We start from the raw sequence: 14,046 nt of genomic DNA, 5'->3' as shown, positions 1-14,046 counted from the left end.
CGTCCGGGACCGGGCTCGATGAACCACCGGCGTTGAGGCGTTTTGCCTCGCGCTGGATCGATTAATGACAGCGTCCCGACGCGGGTAGCGGGCCGGGACCGAACGGGAAGAAGATTGGACGCCATGCAGGTCACAGAAACCCTCTCGGAAGGTTTGAAGCGCGAGTTCAAGATCAGCGTTCCCGCGTCTGATCTCGACGCCAAGGCTGGCGCCAAGCTCGTCGACCTCAAGGACAAGGTTCGCCTCAACGGCTTTCGCCCCGGCAAGGTGCCGGTCACTCACCTCAAGAAGGTCTATGGCCGGTCGGTAATGGCCGAGACCATCGACCAGACCATCCGCGACACCAACACCCAGCTGTTCTCCGAGCGCGGCTATAAGCTCGCGACCGAGCCGAAGATCACGATGCCGACCGAGCAGGCCGAGGTCGAGGAGTTGCTGAACGGCAAGACCGACCTGACCTACACGGTTGCGATTGAAGTGGTGCCGGCCATCGCGCTCGCCGACTTCAAGACCTTCCAGGTCGAGAAGCCCGTTGCCGACGTGTCCGATTCGGATGTCGACGAGGCGATCAAGCGCATTGCCGACAGCAACCGCGGCTATGCCGCCAAGGCCGATGGCGAAAAGGCCGCTTCCGGCGATCGCGTCACCATCAACTTCAAGGGCACCATCAACGGTGAAGCTTTTGAGGGCGGCACCGGTGACGGCATCCAGGTCGTGATCGGCTCCAATACCTTCATCCCCGGCTTCGAGGAGCAGCTGATCGGCATCGGCGCGAACGAGACGCGCACGCTGAAAGTGACGTTCCCCAAGAACTACATGAGCGAGAAGCTCGCCGGCCAGCCGGCCGAGTTCGAAACCACTGCGACCCTGATCGAGGCGCCGCAGGATCTCGTCATCGACGACGAGTTCGCCAAGACGCTTGGCCTGGAATCGCTCGACAAGCTCAAGCAAGCGGCGCGCGAGCGGCTCACGGCCGAGTACGCCGGTGCGACACGCCAGCGCGTCAAGCGCGCGCTGCTCGATCGTCTCGACGAGGCCCATCGCTTCGAGGCACCGCCCTCGCTGGTCGACGAGGAGTTCAATCTGATGTGGAACTCGGTCAAGGCCGAGATGGAATCGGCCGGCAAGACCTTCGCCGACGAGGACACCACCGAGGACAAGGCGAAGGAAGAATATCGCAAGATCGCCGACCGCCGCGTGCGCCTCGGTCTCGTGCTCTCCGAGATCGGCGAGAAGAACAAGATCACCGTGACCGACGACGAAGTCGGCCGCGCCGTGATCGAGCGTGCACGCCAGATGCCGGGCCGCGAGAAGGAAGTCTGGGACTTTTACCGCAACAATGCCCAGGCGCTGGCCCAGCTTCGTGCACCGATCTACGAAGACAAGGTCGTCGACTTCATCCTCGAGCTCGCCAACGTGACCGAGAAGAAGGTCTCGCGCGAGGACCTGTACAAGGACGACGAGGAAAAGACTGCAGCCTGAGGGCTTTGAGCAGGTCTCTTTGAGGAAGTGCTCTGTTAAGGATGATCAGCGAACAGGCTCAGCTAGGCAGATGGCCGGCTGGGCCTTTTGCGAGAATCAGCTTCAAGTGCCCAAAGGGCCAGGTGGATTCAGCCTTAATTCGCCCCGCACTTGTCTGGCGCGAATTGCGCTATATCTCTCGGTACCTACGCGTTCTACCTCTACCAACTTCCTGCATCACGGGACGTCCATCGGCCTACCGGCACATCCAGTCCGACTTGCAGGCAAGAACTGCAGCCAAGACTGGCGATGTCCGCCTCAAAAACCCTAGGTGACTCATGCGCGATCCGGTTGAAACCTACATGAACCTCGTGCCCATGGTGGTCGAACAGACCAACCGTGGCGAGCGCGCCTACGACATTTTCTCGCGCCTGTTGAAAGAGCGCATCATCTTCGTGACCGGACCGGTCGAGGACGGCATGTCGACGCTGATCGTCGCGCAGCTGTTGTTCCTCGAGGCGGAAAATCCGAAGAAGGAAATCTCGATGTACATCAATTCGCCGGGTGGCGTGGTGACGTCGGGTCTTGCGATCTACGACACCATGCAGTTCATCCGCCCGCCGGTCTCGACGCTGTGCACCGGTCAGGCGGCCTCGATGGGCTCGCTGCTGCTTGCCGCCGGCGAGAAGGACATGCGCTTCTCGCTGCCGAACGCGCGCATCATGGTGCACCAGCCCTCCGGCGGCTTCCAGGGCCAGGCCACCGACATCATGCTGCACGCGCAGGAAATCCTGAACCTGAAGAAGCGGCTCAACGAGATCTACGTGAAGCACACCGGCCAGACCTACAAGTCGATCGAGGACGCGCTGGAACGCGACAAGTTCCTGACCGCCAACGACGCCAAGGAATTCGGCCTGGTCGACAAGGTCATTGACAAGCGCGCCGAAGAGGCTGCGCCAGCGAAGCCCCAGTAGTTTTGCCGGGACTGCAGCCTCGATCCCAGCGACTGCGTGGGATCGTCAGCATGGCGTCTTCTTGTCAGGGACGCGTTCGCGACGGCGCAAAAAGCCCATTTTGCGCCCTGCGGCAGGCAGAAAGTTCCGCTTTCGTGCTGGTTCTTTCGTGGTAATCCAGCAACGCTGGGGTGATTTCGGTCACTTCGCCCGTGCCAAGACGTGAAATCACGGTATTGTCACGGGTAGCCAGCGAGCCCCCGATTAGCGAATTCTTGATAGTCGGGTGACAGCATGGTTGGCTACGAATGATGGGCTATGATCGCGGAGTATCGAGTGACCGTGATTCGCACGGGATGTAACGCGTAGGGTCTTTTTTGGTACGGAATTTGCTCTATTTGAATCCCTTACCCGCCAACGTTTCGGGATGGGACGATCGAGCGGACGGGATCGAACCGCGGACGGAGACATGAATGAGTAAGGTCGGCACGAGCGACTCCAAGAACACGCTATATTGCTCGTTCTGCGGCAAGAGCCAGCACGAAGTCCGCAAACTGATCGCGGGTCCCACGGTCTTCATCTGCGACGAGTGCGTCGAGCTCTGCATGGACATCATCCGCGAGGAGAACAAGTCCTCGCTGGTCAAGTCGCGCGACGGAATTCCGACGCCGAAGGAAATCTGCAAGGTGCTGGACGATTACGTCATCGGCCAGAGCCATGCGAAGAAGGTCCTGTCGGTGGCGGTGCACAACCACTACAAGCGCCTCAACCACCAGACCAAGCACAACGACGTCGAGCTCGCGAAGTCGAACATCCTGCTGATCGGTCCGACCGGTTCGGGCAAGACGCTGCTTGCGCAGACGCTCGCCCGTATCCTGGACGTTCCGTTCACGATGGCGGATGCGACCACGCTGACCGAAGCCGGCTATGTCGGTGAGGACGTGGAGAACATCATCCTGAAGCTGCTCCAGGCCGCCGACTACAACGTCGAGCGCGCTCAGCGCGGCATCGTCTATATCGACGAAATCGACAAGATCAGCCGCAAGTCCGACAATCCCTCGATCACGCGCGACGTGTCGGGCGAGGGCGTGCAGCAGGCGCTGCTGAAGATCATGGAAGGCACGGTGGCTTCGGTCCCGCCGCAGGGCGGCCGCAAGCATCCGCAGCAGGAATTCCTGCAGGTGGACACCACCAATATCCTGTTCATCTGCGGCGGTGCCTTCGCCGGTCTCGAGAAGATCATCTCGGCGCGCGGCCGCTCCACCTCGATCGGTTTCGCCGCCCAGGTGATGGCGCCGGAAGACCGCCGCACCGGCGAGATCTTCCGTCACGTCGAGCCTGAGGATCTCCTGAAGTACGGCCTCATCCCCGAATTCGTGGGCCGTCTCCCGGTCGTCGCGACGCTCGAGGATCTGGACGAGACCTCGCTGAAGAAGATTCTCACCGAGCCGAAGAACGCGCTGGTGAAGCAGTACCAGCGGCTGTTCGAGATGGAGAACATCGAACTGACCTTCGCCGACGAAGCGCTTGGCGCGGTTGCCCGCAAGGCGATCGAGCGCAAGACCGGCGCGCGTGGTCTGCGTTCGATTCTCGAAGCAATCCTGCTCGAGACCATGTTCGATCTGCCGGGACTTGAGGGTGTGGAAGAGGTCGTGATTTCCCGCGAAGTCGTGGAAGGCACGGCGCGTCCGCTCTACATCTATGCCGATCGCTCCGATCGTGCCGTCGAGAATGCCAGCGCCTGATTTGCGGCGCTGGAACGCTCCAGTCGTCTGTCATAGTAGCGGCTGCGGACGTGCATTCCGCAGCCCGGATTTGCTTCGCTGACCCCAGTGCGTAAGCGCCTGATGGTGCGTGTTTTTCAATCACTTGACACCCCCCGGGTCGATAGCCACCTAATGTCGGCGGCGAGCAAGAATTCTCTTCAAGATTCGCCTCAGTTCGATCCGGCAAGCCCGGTCTACCTCCGAATGGTCGGCCGAATGTTTGGATCAAGTCGGCACCTTGTGGCGGTTGCGCATGAGAGACGCGGACTGCGTGCGAGGGGGCAAAGCAAAAGGAAAAGGCCATGACTAGTCCAAAACCCAGGCCAACCATCGTTCATGGCGAGGCGCACGCCTATCCCGTGTTGCCACTGCGCGATATCGTCGTCTTCCCGCACATGATCGTTCCGCTCTTCGTCGGTCGCGAGAAGTCGATCCGCGCCCTCGAAGAGGTGATGAAGAACGACGCGCTGATCATGCTCGCGACGCAGAAGAATGCGTCGGATGATGATCCGGCACCCGGTGCCATTTACGAGACCGGTACGCTTGCCAGCGTCCTGCAGCTCTTGAAGCTCCCCGACGGCACCGTGAAGGTGCTGGTCGAAGGGCTCGAGCGTGCGCGCGTGGAGAAGTACACCGATCGCGCCGACTATTATGAAGCGACCGCAGTTGCGCTCGCCGACACCGATGCGAAATCGGTCGAGGCCGAGGCGCTGTCGCGCTCGGTCGTGTCCGACTTCGAGAGCTATGTGAAGCTCAACAAGAAGATCTCGGCCGAGGTGGTCGGCGTCGTGCAGGCGATCACCGATTTCGCCAAGCTCGCCGATACCGTTGCCTCGCATCTCGCCGTCAAGATCGCGGATCGGCAGGGAATCCTGGAGACGCTGTCCGTCACCGGCCGCCTGGAGAAGGTGCTGGGCCTGATGGAGAGCGAGATCTCGGTGCTGCAAGTCGAGAAGCGCATCCGCTCGCGCGTCAAGCGCCAGATGGAGAAGACCCAGCGCGAGTATTATCTCAACGAGCAGATGAAGGCGATCCAGAAGGAGCTCGGCGACGACGACGGTCGCGACGAACTCGCCGATCTGGAAGAGAAGATCTCCAAGACCAAGCTCTCCAAGGAAGCGCGCGACAAGGCGCAGCATGAATTGAAGAAGCTGCGCCAGATGTCGCCGATGTCCGCGGAAGCAACCGTCGTGCGCAACTATCTGGACTGGCTGCTGTCGATCCCGTGGAACAAGAAGTCCAAGGTGAAGAAGGATCTGGAGCAGGCGCAAGCCATCCTGGACTCCGATCACTACGGACTGGAAAAGGTCAAGGAACGTATCGTCGAGTATCTCGCGGTGCAGTCGCGCGCCAACAAGCTGACGGGTCCGATTCTGTGTCTCGTCGGTCCTCCCGGCGTCGGCAAGACCTCGCTCGGCAAGTCGATCGCGAAGGCGACCGGCCGCGAATTCGTCCGCGTGTCGCTCGGCGGCGTGCGCGACGAGGCCGAGATCCGCGGTCATCGCCGCACCTATATCGGCTCGATGCCCGGCAAGATCATCCAGTCGATGCGGAAGGCGAAGTCCTCCAATCCGCTGTTCCTGCTGGACGAGATCGACAAGATGGGCGCCGATTTCCGCGGCGACCCGTCCTCGGCCTTGCTCGAGGTCCTCGACCCCGAGCAGAACGGGACGTTTGCCGACCACTATCTGGAGGTCGACTACGATCTGTCGAACGTCATGTTCATCACGACCGCGAATACGCTCAATATTCCGGGGCCGCTGATGGACCGCATGGAGATCATCCGGATCGCGGGCTACACCGAGAACGAGAAGGTCGAGATCGCGCGCAAGCATCTGATCCCGAACGCCGTATCCAAGCACGGCCTCGACTCCAAGGAGTTCTCGATCGATGATGACGCGCTGCTGCTGTTGATCCGCCGCTACACCCGCGAAGCGGGCGTGCGTAATCTGGAGCGTGAGCTCTCCACACTCGCCCGCAAGGCGGTGAAGGAGCTGATGATCTCGAAGAGGAAGTCGGTCAAGGTCACAGAGAAGACTCTGGAAGAGTTGCTCGGCGTGCCGAAGTACCGCTTCGGCGAGATCGAGAGCGAGCCGCAGGTCGGCATCGTCACCGGCCTGGCCTGGACAGATGTCGGCGGCGAGCTCTTGACCATCGAAGGCGTCATGATGCCCGGCAAGGGCAAGATGACGGTCACCGGCAACTTGCGCGACGTCATGAAGGAATCGATCTCGGCGGCGGCGTCCTACGTCCGCTCGCGCGCGATCACCTACGGCATCGAGCCGCCGCTGTTCGACCGCCGCGACATCCACGTGCACGTGCCTGAGGGCGCGACGCCGAAGGACGGACCGTCGGCCGGCGTGGCGATGGCCACCGCGATCATCTCGGTCATGACCGGCATTCCGGTCCGCCACGACGTCGCGATGACCGGTGAGATCACGCTGCGCGGCCGTGTGCTGCCGATCGGCGGTCTGAAGGAGAAGCTGCTGGCCGCGGCCCGCGGCGGCATCAAGACGGTGCTGATCCCCGAGGACAACGCCAAGGATCTCACGGAGATTTCCGATGCGATCAAGGGCGGTATGGAGATCATCCCGGTCTCCCGTCTGGACGACGTCGTCGCCAAGGCGCTGGTGAAGACGCCGGTGCCGATCGTCTGGGAAGAGGACACCAAGGTGACGGTGAAGCCGGACGGCGACGAAGCCGCCGGCGGCCTGACCGCTCACTGAGATCGCAACTCGGAAAGATGATAAAACGGCGCCTTCGGGCGCCGTTTTTGTTTGGGAGGAACGAGATGCAAGTCGACGGGCAATGCCATTGCGGACAGATCACCTTCAAGGCCGACATCGAGCCCGAGGCGGTCTTGGTCTGTCATTGCCGCGACTGTCAGGCCCTGACGGGCTCGCCGTTCCGTGTGACGGCGCTCTGCACCGCGGGTGATGTCAAGCTCACCGGCGGGACGCCCAAGCTCTACGGCAAGCGCGGCGACAACGGCCGGATGCGTTTCCAGCATTTTTGCGGCGACTGTGGCTCCCCGCTGTTCACCAGCGGCGAGGGCGACCAGGCCGACGGTTGGGGCATTCGCTGGGGTTCGATCCGCCAGCGCGACAAATTGCGCCCGGTCAGCCAGATCTGGTGCCAGTCGGCCGCGGTCTGGATCGACGCAGTGCCGCTGCTGCCTGGCCGGCCGGGCGATTGAGAGCCTGAGGACCCCCGCTCCGGACTTGCCCGCACCGGGCGGGTAGGGATAAAGAAGCGCCGTGGGGCGGTTAGCTCAGCTGGTTAGAGCATCTCGTTTACACCGAGAGGGTCCGCGGTTCGAATCCGTGACCGCCCACCAGCCTTCGCTCGCTTGGCGAGCTTCGGCTTGGCAGGCCGGCCTCAGCCGTCGTGGCGCGAAGCGAGCGAAGGCGGGCGAGATCGAGAGAAAGAGGCCTGCATGCAACAGCCCAGCGGACACGAGCAGAACGCCGACCAGATCGCCTATTGGAACGGCCCGAGCGGGCAGCGCTGGGCCGACCGCCACAGCGCGCAGGAAAGCCTGCTTGGGCCCATTGCCGACGTGCTGATCGACCGCGCCAGGCCGAAGCCGGGCGAGCGCGTGCTCGACGTCGGCTGCGGCTCGGGAGCGACGACTTTCGCATTCGCGAAAGCAGTGGCCCCTGCTGGCTTTGCGCTCGGCCTCGATGTCTCCGATCCGATGCTGTCGCAGGCGCGTGCATTCGCGCCCAAGGGCCTGCCGCTCGATTTCGTGCTGGCGGACGCGACGGTGCATCCGTTCGAGCCGGCCAGCTTTGATCTGCTGGCCTCACGCTTTGGCGTGATGTTCTTCGCCGATCCCATCGCGTCCTTCAGCAACCTTCGTCGCGCGCTGAAGCCATCCGGGCGGCTCGCGTTCGTCTGCTGGCGCGAGCCGAAGCAAAATCCGTGGATGATGGCGCCGCTGATGGCGGTCTACAAACACGTGCCGAAGATGCCGCCGGTCGGACCGGAGGAGCCGGGACCTTTCGCGTTTGCGTCCCAGGAACGCGTGATGCGGATTCTCGAGGGGGCGGGCTTCGCGGACATAGCGATGGAGCCGCATGACCTGCCGATGGACATTGCCATCGGCGGTGGCCTCGATGCGGCCGTCGACGGCTCGCTTCAGATCGGCCCCGCCAGCCGCGCACTGCAGGGCCATCCGGCAGAGACGGTCACGGCTGCCAAGGCCTCGATCCGCGAAACGCTCGCGCCGTTTCTGCAGGGGCAGAGCGTGGCGCTGCAGGGCGCGATCTGGATCGTGACGGCGAAGGCGGCGTAAGCGCGGCTGCGAGATTGCCGTTGCCGACGAGGCGGTACAAATCGTCATGAACCACGGAGAAGTAGCAGCGCCCTGAACAACGCGCTGGACGCCGCAGGGAACTCCGGCGACACTGTTGTCTTATCTGGTATTGTTCCGCGATTTTGATTGCGCGTTCGATGCTGCATTTGCCTGAGGTTGATCCTTCAGAGAGTTTTTGCCCCCCGGCACCGCGTCCGCCGGACCAGCGGCTTGGGCTGTTCAAGCTGCTTGCCACCCTGAAACGCAATCCGCTGGAGTGCTGGAGCGCCGAATTCTTTCGCGAACCGATCGCCAGGGTCAGGCTGCCATTCACCGACGCGATCCTCGTCCACGACCCGGCGGCCATCAAGCATGTGCTGGTCGACAATGCCGCCAACTACCGCAAGGACCCGATCCAGCGCCGCATTCTCGCCATTGGTCTCGCCGATGGGCTGTTGAGCGTCGAGGGCGAGCGCTGGGAGGTGCAGCGGCGGACCCTGGCCCCGCTGTTTGCGAAGCGTACGGTGACGTCCTTCACCTCCGCGATGCTGCAAGCGGCCGATCAAATGGCGCAGAGATGGTGCAGCCTGGGACCGCGGGCAAGCATCGACGTCGCGGCGGAGATGACCCTGATCACGCTGAATGTGCTCGCCCTGACCATTTTTTCGGACGGCATCGGCGGCGACTACGATGAATTTCGCGCTGCCATGAGCGCCTACTTCGCGGGGATCGGCCGTATCGGTGCGTTCGACCTGCTCGGCCTGCCTCAGTCCGCGCCGCGGCTGGGGCGTGGCCGCTTGCGCCGGACGATGGCTTATTTCGAAGGGGTCATCGACCAGATCATCGCAACACGGCAACGGCGGTTGGCCGGCGTGGCGGCGGACGAGAGATCTTCCGATCTGCTGACACTGCTGTTGCGCGCGCTCGATCCGGCGACCGGACGCGCAATGTCGCTTGCACACGTCAGGTCGAACGTCCTGACCTTCCTGTCGGCCGGCCATGAAACCACGGCCAACACCCTCGCCTGGTCGATGTTCCTGCTGACGCGAGCGCGGGAATGGCGCGCGCGGGTGCGGGAGGAGGCGAGGCGCGAGCTTGCGGGGCCGGTCGAGGGTCTTGCCGACCGGCTGGTCGTGACCCGTGCCGTGGTCGAGGAGGCGTTGCGCCTCTATCCGCCGATCGCGGCGCTGAGCCGGGCGGCGCAGGGGCCCGATACGCTCGCAGGCGTCGCGATCAAGCCGCGCGCGCTGATCGTGATTGCCCCTTACGTGCTGCACCGCCACCGCCTGCTGTGGCAGCGGCCAGACATGTTCGATCCGACGCGGTTTCTTCCTGATGTCCGCGGCGCGATTCCGCGTTTTGCCTACCTTCCGTTTGGCAGCGGGCCGCGCACCTGCATCGGTGCCGCTTTCGCATTGCAGGAAGCGACGATCGTGCTCGCCGCGCTGGTACATCGCTTCGACATGGAGCTGCTGCCGGATGCCCGGGTCTGGCCGTCGCAGAAAATCACCTTACGTCCGGCGTACGGACTGCCGATGCGCGTCACTGCGTACGATGGCTAGGCGGACGCCGTTCACGACATTCGCTGCGCTCGCAACGGGGATGGACGTGTAAGTCCTAAACGACGTCATCCGGCGCCAGCGCGCAGCCGTTGTCCGGATGCGTTTCGACCTGGAGTGTGGTGTGCCCGATGCGAAACGACGCCTTGAGCATCTCCGCGGTTTCCATCAGGAACGCGTCGACGGTGCCTGCGGGCATCACCAGATGACATGTCAGCGCCGTCTCGGTCGTCGAGATCGGCCAGACGTGGAGATCGTGGATCGCTGACACCCCCGGGCGCGCGAGCAGGAATGCCCTGATCGCAACGAGGTCCGTACCCTTGGGCGCTGCCGCCATCGACATGTCGATGGAGCCGCGGAGCAGGCTCGTCGTGCCCCACAAGATGCTGGCGCAGATGACGAGGCTGGTGAGGGGATCGAGCCAGAGCCAGCCGGTCCAGATGATCAGCGCCGCCGAGACCACGACTCCGAGCGAGACCGCGGCATCGGCCGCCATGTGCAGGTAGGCGCCCTCGATGTTGATATCGTCCTTGCGGCCGCTCGCAAACAGCATCGCGGTGGAGCCGTTGATGAGGATACCGACGCCGGCAACCACCATGACGGTGACGCCCGCGACCGGCTCCGGCTCGCGCAGTCGCAGGATCGCCTCCCAGCCGATCGCGCCGGTTGCCACCAGCAGGAACACCGCATTGGCGAGCGCGGCCAGCATCGTGGAGGCACGGAAGCCGTAGGTGAAGCGGCCGCTCGGCGCCCGCTTCGCCGCGATCGAAGCGCCCCAGGCCACGACCAGGCCGAGCACGTCCGATAGATTGTGCCCGGCATCGGCGAGCAGGGCGGTGGAGTTGCCGAGATAGCCGTAGATCGCCTCGGCAACGACCAGCGCGGTATTGAGCGTAATGCCGATCGCGAACGCCTTGCCGAAATTGGCGGGCGCGTGGACATGTGCGTGACCGAGGCCGTGCGAATGGTCGTGATCATGATCATGCGCGTGGTTGTGGTCATGGTGCTGATGACCGTGGTGGTCGTGGCCGCCCAAACCTAGCGCTCCTCAGCTTCAGCCAGATCAGGCCTCATTGTAGGCGTTTCGCCCGTTGCGTCACGCCGGAACAACACATAGAGCGCCGGCAGGACCAGCAACGTCAGTACGGTCGAGGAGACGACGCCGCCCATGACGACGGTCGCAAGCGGCCGCTGCACCTCGGCGCCGGCGCCGGTCGCGAGCGCCATCGGCACGAAGCCGAGGGAGGCGACCAGGGCCGTCATCAGCACCGGGCGCAGCCGCATCAGCGCGCCCTCATGCACGACGTCGGCAACGGATCGCCCCTCGCTGCGCAGCCGCTCGATGAAGGCGATGATGACGAGGCCGTTGAGCACGGCGACGCCCGACAGCGCGATGAAGCCAACCCCCGTGCTGATCGACAGCGGAATGCCGCGCAAGAGCAGCGCGGCGACCCCGCCGGTCAGGGCCAGCGGCACGCCGGAGAACACCAGCGCCGCATCCGCCGCCGATCCCATGCCCATGAACAGCAGCAGGAACACCAGCGCGAGCGCCATCGGCACGACGATCGTCAGGCGCTTGGTCGCGGAGACCAACTGCTCGAACTGGCCACCCCAGCCGACATGGTCGTTCCGCTTCTCCGGCTTCCCGTCCGCGGCATGTTCGATCGGCGCGACCTTGGTCGGCGCGAGCATGGAATAACCGTAAGCGCCGAGCGCGGCGGTGATGATGGCAACGACGATGGTGGAGGATGCCTTCATCGCGCGCTCTTAGCTCGAATGCTTGGCTGATCTGGAGGGTGGTCTCGGCTGATTTCGTGCCGCGATAGATGCCCGAGCCGAACGAATTGTCCTGCTCGTAGGACAGTTCCGGATTCAGGAGGGCGCCGGCCTGGATGCGCTGGCCCATGGCGATGCCGACGTCGCGTTCCGCCGCCGTCAAACGCGGGCTCGCGGCCAGCGCGCGCGAGAGCGCCGCGCGCATCGTCAGCGCCTGGGCGTGGACCGGGGATGGGCTGATGAGAATAACCATCGCGCAGGCCAGGCGCGCGGCAGTCCGTCTGCAAGACATGGAGGTGACCTGTGAACGAGAGCATCGTGGGCGCACGCGGCGCCCCGGCGGATCAGTTCAGGTCAGGGATTTGGGGGGCCGGGAGTCGGTCTCGGGCGCGATGCCTGCGAGCGCAGACGCGCGCTGCGCGACCGGTTCAGCCAGCATATCGGCCGCGATTTCGGATTGCACTGGCTGCACGACGGCAACGGAGAAGCAGCCGTGGCAGTGATGGCCGGCCAGCGCCTTGTGATCGCCGTGGCCGGCAGCGCCGTCGTCGAGGATCGAGGCGATCTCCGAGCCGCCTGAAGGGTTGGCGACGTCGATGTCGTGCGCACCATGGAGCACGCCCGAGAGCAGGTACATGATAGCCACCAGCACAGCCACGAGCCCGCGCCAGTTGCGCAGGGACGAACAGCGATGAGGGTGGCGGATCGCGGTCACGAGGTCACTCAGGTCCTGTCCGCCTCCGGTAGCATGGCGGCCGGAACAGTGTCGACCCGCAACAATATTACGTGCGGGGAACTCGATGTCGCAGGACAAAGAAAAGGCAAAGACGAAAAGGCCCCAGCCCGGGGCTTACCGGCTGAGGCCTTTTGTGCTCACAATCTTCATCCGTTGGGACTTGCCCCGATAATTCGCGTCTCTTCGATTCGTTCCCGCGGTTCGCCAAAAATAAGCGGCGCGGCGGGACGAGGTGTGGCGGCTTAGGCCTTCTCCTCCCAGATCATCGCGAGATGCACGATGGTCTGCACAGCCTTCTCCATGTCCTGTCGGCTGACCCATTCCAGACGCGAATGAAACGCGTGCTCGCCGGCAAAGATGTTGGGGCAGGGCAGGCCCATGAAGGAGAGGCGCGAGCCGTCGGTGCCGCCGCGGATCGCGGTACGCATTGGACGCAGGCCTGCACGACGGATCGCCTCGATGGCGTATTCGAGGACGTGCGGGTGCCGGTCGATCACCTGCTTCATGTTGCGGTACTGCTCCCGCACCTCGAACTTGTAGGTCGAGCGCGGATAGTCCTTCATCACGTCCTTGACGATGGTCTCGAGCAGGACCTCCTTCTCCTTCAGCCCTTCCTCGGTGAAGTCGCGCACGATGAAGGAGAGGGTCGCCTGCTCCAGCGCGCCCTCGATGCCGACCGGGTGCAGGAAGCCCTGCTTGCCCGACGTGGTCTCGGGCGAGCAGCCTTCTTTCGGCAGACGCTCGACGATGGCGGCCGCGATCTTGATCGCGTGCTCCATCTTGCCCTTGGCATAACCAGGGTGGGCGCTGACGCCGTTGATGATGATGCTGACACCGTCGGCCGAGAACGTCTCGTCCTCGACGCTGCCGGCGCTCTCGCCGTCCATGGTGTAACCGAAATCGGCGCCGAGCTTCTGGATGTCGACATTGTCGACGCCGCGGCCGATCTCCTCGTCGGGCGTGAACAGGATCTTGATGGTGCCGTGCTTCACATCGGGATTGTTGATGAAGAAGTGTGCGGCATCCATGATCTCGGCGACGCCGGCCTTGTTGTCGGCACCCAGCAGCGTCTTTCCGTCAGAGGTGATGATGTCGTTGCCGATCTGGTTCTTCAGCGCGGGGTGCTCTGCGAAGCGGATCACCTGGGTCTTGTCGCCCGGCAGGGTGATATCGACGCCGCGATAGTTTTCCCAGACCTGCGGCTTCACGTCCTTGCCGGTGACGTCGGGCGAGGTATCCATGTGCGAGCAGAAGCAGATCACCGGCACCTTCTTGCTCGTAGTGGCCGGGATGGTCGCATAGACATAGCCGTAATCGTCGAGATGGGCGTCGGCGACGCCCATGGCCTTCAACTCGGCCACGAGAACGCGGCCGAGATCCTTCTGCTTCTCGGTCGATGGCGAGGCCGGGGAATTCGGATCGGACTGAGTATCGATGGTGACGTAGCGCAGGAAGCGCTCGGTCACGGTATGCGCGAAGGTCAGGGACATGTCTGTTC

The 14,046-nt window shown here is 63.6% G+C and carries 10 protein-coding genes, 1 tRNA gene and 2 pseudogenes; 8 read left to right on the top strand and 5 right to left on the bottom strand.

The features are described 5' to 3' along the window. The first annotated feature begins 123 nt into the window (after nucleotides 1-123). The 8 genes from tig to ACVIIW_RS28960 all read left to right on the top strand — a co-directional run bounded on the left by tig (nucleotide 124) and on the right by ACVIIW_RS28960 (nucleotide 10,039). Nucleotides 124-1,482: a trigger factor gene (gene tig, locus ACVIIW_RS28995; RefSeq protein WP_456703849.1), complete on the top strand. Its 1,359-nt coding sequence runs from the start codon at nucleotides 124-126 to the stop codon at nucleotides 1,480-1,482. Nucleotides 1,483-1,799: 317 nt separating this feature from the next. Beyond that, on the top strand, nucleotides 1,800-2,435 hold the full coding sequence (locus tag ACVIIW_RS28990) for an ATP-dependent Clp protease proteolytic subunit (RefSeq protein ID WP_456703848.1): 636 nt from the start codon (nucleotides 1,800-1,802) through the stop codon (nucleotides 2,433-2,435). Nucleotides 2,436-2,887: 452 nt separating this feature from the next. After that, nucleotides 2,888-4,159, top strand: a complete 1,272-nt coding sequence (gene clpX, locus ACVIIW_RS28985; RefSeq protein WP_018320118.1) for an ATP-dependent Clp protease ATP-binding subunit ClpX — start codon at nucleotides 2,888-2,890, stop codon at nucleotides 4,157-4,159. A 323-nt stretch (nucleotides 4,160-4,482) separates the two neighbouring features. Beyond that, the gene (lon, locus tag ACVIIW_RS28980) at nucleotides 4,483-6,906 is read left to right on the top strand and encodes an endopeptidase La (protein ID WP_456703847.1); all 2,424 of its coding nucleotides are present in this window, start codon (nucleotides 4,483-4,485) and stop codon (nucleotides 6,904-6,906) included. A gap of 65 nt (nucleotides 6,907-6,971) precedes the next feature. Continuing rightward, a complete protein-coding gene (locus ACVIIW_RS28975) occupies nucleotides 6,972-7,376 on the top strand; it encodes a GFA family protein (RefSeq protein WP_456703846.1) in 405 nt (134 codons plus the stop codon). Between the two features lie 64 nt (nucleotides 7,377-7,440). Beyond that, nucleotides 7,441-7,517: transfer RNA gene (locus ACVIIW_RS28970), tRNA-Val, on the top strand. A 99-nt stretch (nucleotides 7,518-7,616) separates the two neighbouring features. Then, complete coding sequence (locus ACVIIW_RS28965) at nucleotides 7,617-8,477, top strand: methyltransferase domain-containing protein (protein ID WP_456703845.1); 861 nt, start codon at nucleotides 7,617-7,619, stop codon at nucleotides 8,475-8,477. Between the two features lie 158 nt (nucleotides 8,478-8,635). Further along, on the top strand, nucleotides 8,636-10,039 hold the full coding sequence (locus ACVIIW_RS28960) for a cytochrome P450 (protein WP_456703844.1): 1,404 nt from the start codon (nucleotides 8,636-8,638) through the stop codon (nucleotides 10,037-10,039). Between the two features lie 55 nt (nucleotides 10,040-10,094). Here the strand turns inward: ACVIIW_RS28960 and ACVIIW_RS28955 are convergent, their stop codons facing one another. The 5 genes and pseudogenes from ACVIIW_RS28955 to pepT form a co-directional block, all read right to left on the bottom strand. Continuing rightward, nucleotides 10,095-11,072 carry a cation diffusion facilitator family transporter gene (locus tag ACVIIW_RS28955; RefSeq protein ID WP_456703843.1) on the bottom strand — a complete coding sequence of 326 codons (978 nt, stop codon included), beginning with the start codon at nucleotides 11,070-11,072 and terminating at the stop codon, nucleotides 10,095-10,097. Between the two features lie 2 nt (nucleotides 11,073-11,074). Beyond that, nucleotides 11,075-11,656: pseudogene (locus ACVIIW_RS28950) on the bottom strand (efflux RND transporter permease subunit); the annotation flags it as partial. Nucleotides 11,657-11,804: 148 nt separating this feature from the next. After that, nucleotides 11,805-12,104: pseudogene (locus tag ACVIIW_RS28945) on the bottom strand (TolC family protein); the annotation flags it as partial. A gap of 57 nt (nucleotides 12,105-12,161) precedes the next feature. Beyond that, the gene (locus ACVIIW_RS28940; protein ID WP_456703842.1) at nucleotides 12,162-12,527 is read right to left on the bottom strand and encodes a hypothetical protein; all 366 of its coding nucleotides are present in this window, start codon (nucleotides 12,525-12,527) and stop codon (nucleotides 12,162-12,164) included. Between the two features lie 263 nt (nucleotides 12,528-12,790). Beyond that, on the bottom strand, nucleotides 12,791-14,038 hold the full coding sequence (pepT, locus tag ACVIIW_RS28935) for a peptidase T (RefSeq protein ID WP_456703841.1): 1,248 nt from the start codon (nucleotides 14,036-14,038) through the stop codon (nucleotides 12,791-12,793). Nucleotides 14,039-14,046 lie beyond the last annotated feature (8 nt).

This window comes from Bradyrhizobium sp. USDA 4449 (assembly GCF_054056275.1).
This window is presented reverse-complemented; position numbering and strand designations above follow the sequence as displayed.

Coding starts and splice junctions, on each gene's coding strand:
- tig (WP_456703849.1), top strand. CDS start 124: ATGCAGGTCACAGAAACCCTCTCGGAAGGTTTGAAGCGCGAGTTCAAG.
- ACVIIW_RS28990 (WP_456703848.1), top strand. CDS start 1,800: ATGCGCGATCCGGTTGAAACCTACATGAACCTCGTGCCCATGGTGGTC.
- clpX (WP_018320118.1), top strand. CDS start 2,888: ATGAGTAAGGTCGGCACGAGCGACTCCAAGAACACGCTATATTGCTCG.
- lon (WP_456703847.1), top strand. CDS start 4,483: ATGACTAGTCCAAAACCCAGGCCAACCATCGTTCATGGCGAGGCGCAC.
- ACVIIW_RS28975 (WP_456703846.1), top strand. CDS start 6,972: ATGCAAGTCGACGGGCAATGCCATTGCGGACAGATCACCTTCAAGGCC.
- ACVIIW_RS28965 (WP_456703845.1), top strand. CDS start 7,617: ATGCAACAGCCCAGCGGACACGAGCAGAACGCCGACCAGATCGCCTAT.
- ACVIIW_RS28960 (WP_456703844.1), top strand. CDS start 8,636: ATGCTGCATTTGCCTGAGGTTGATCCTTCAGAGAGTTTTTGCCCCCCG.
- pepT (WP_456703841.1), bottom strand. CDS start 14,038: ATGTCCCTGACCTTCGCGCATACCGTGACCGAGCGCTTCCTGCGCTAC.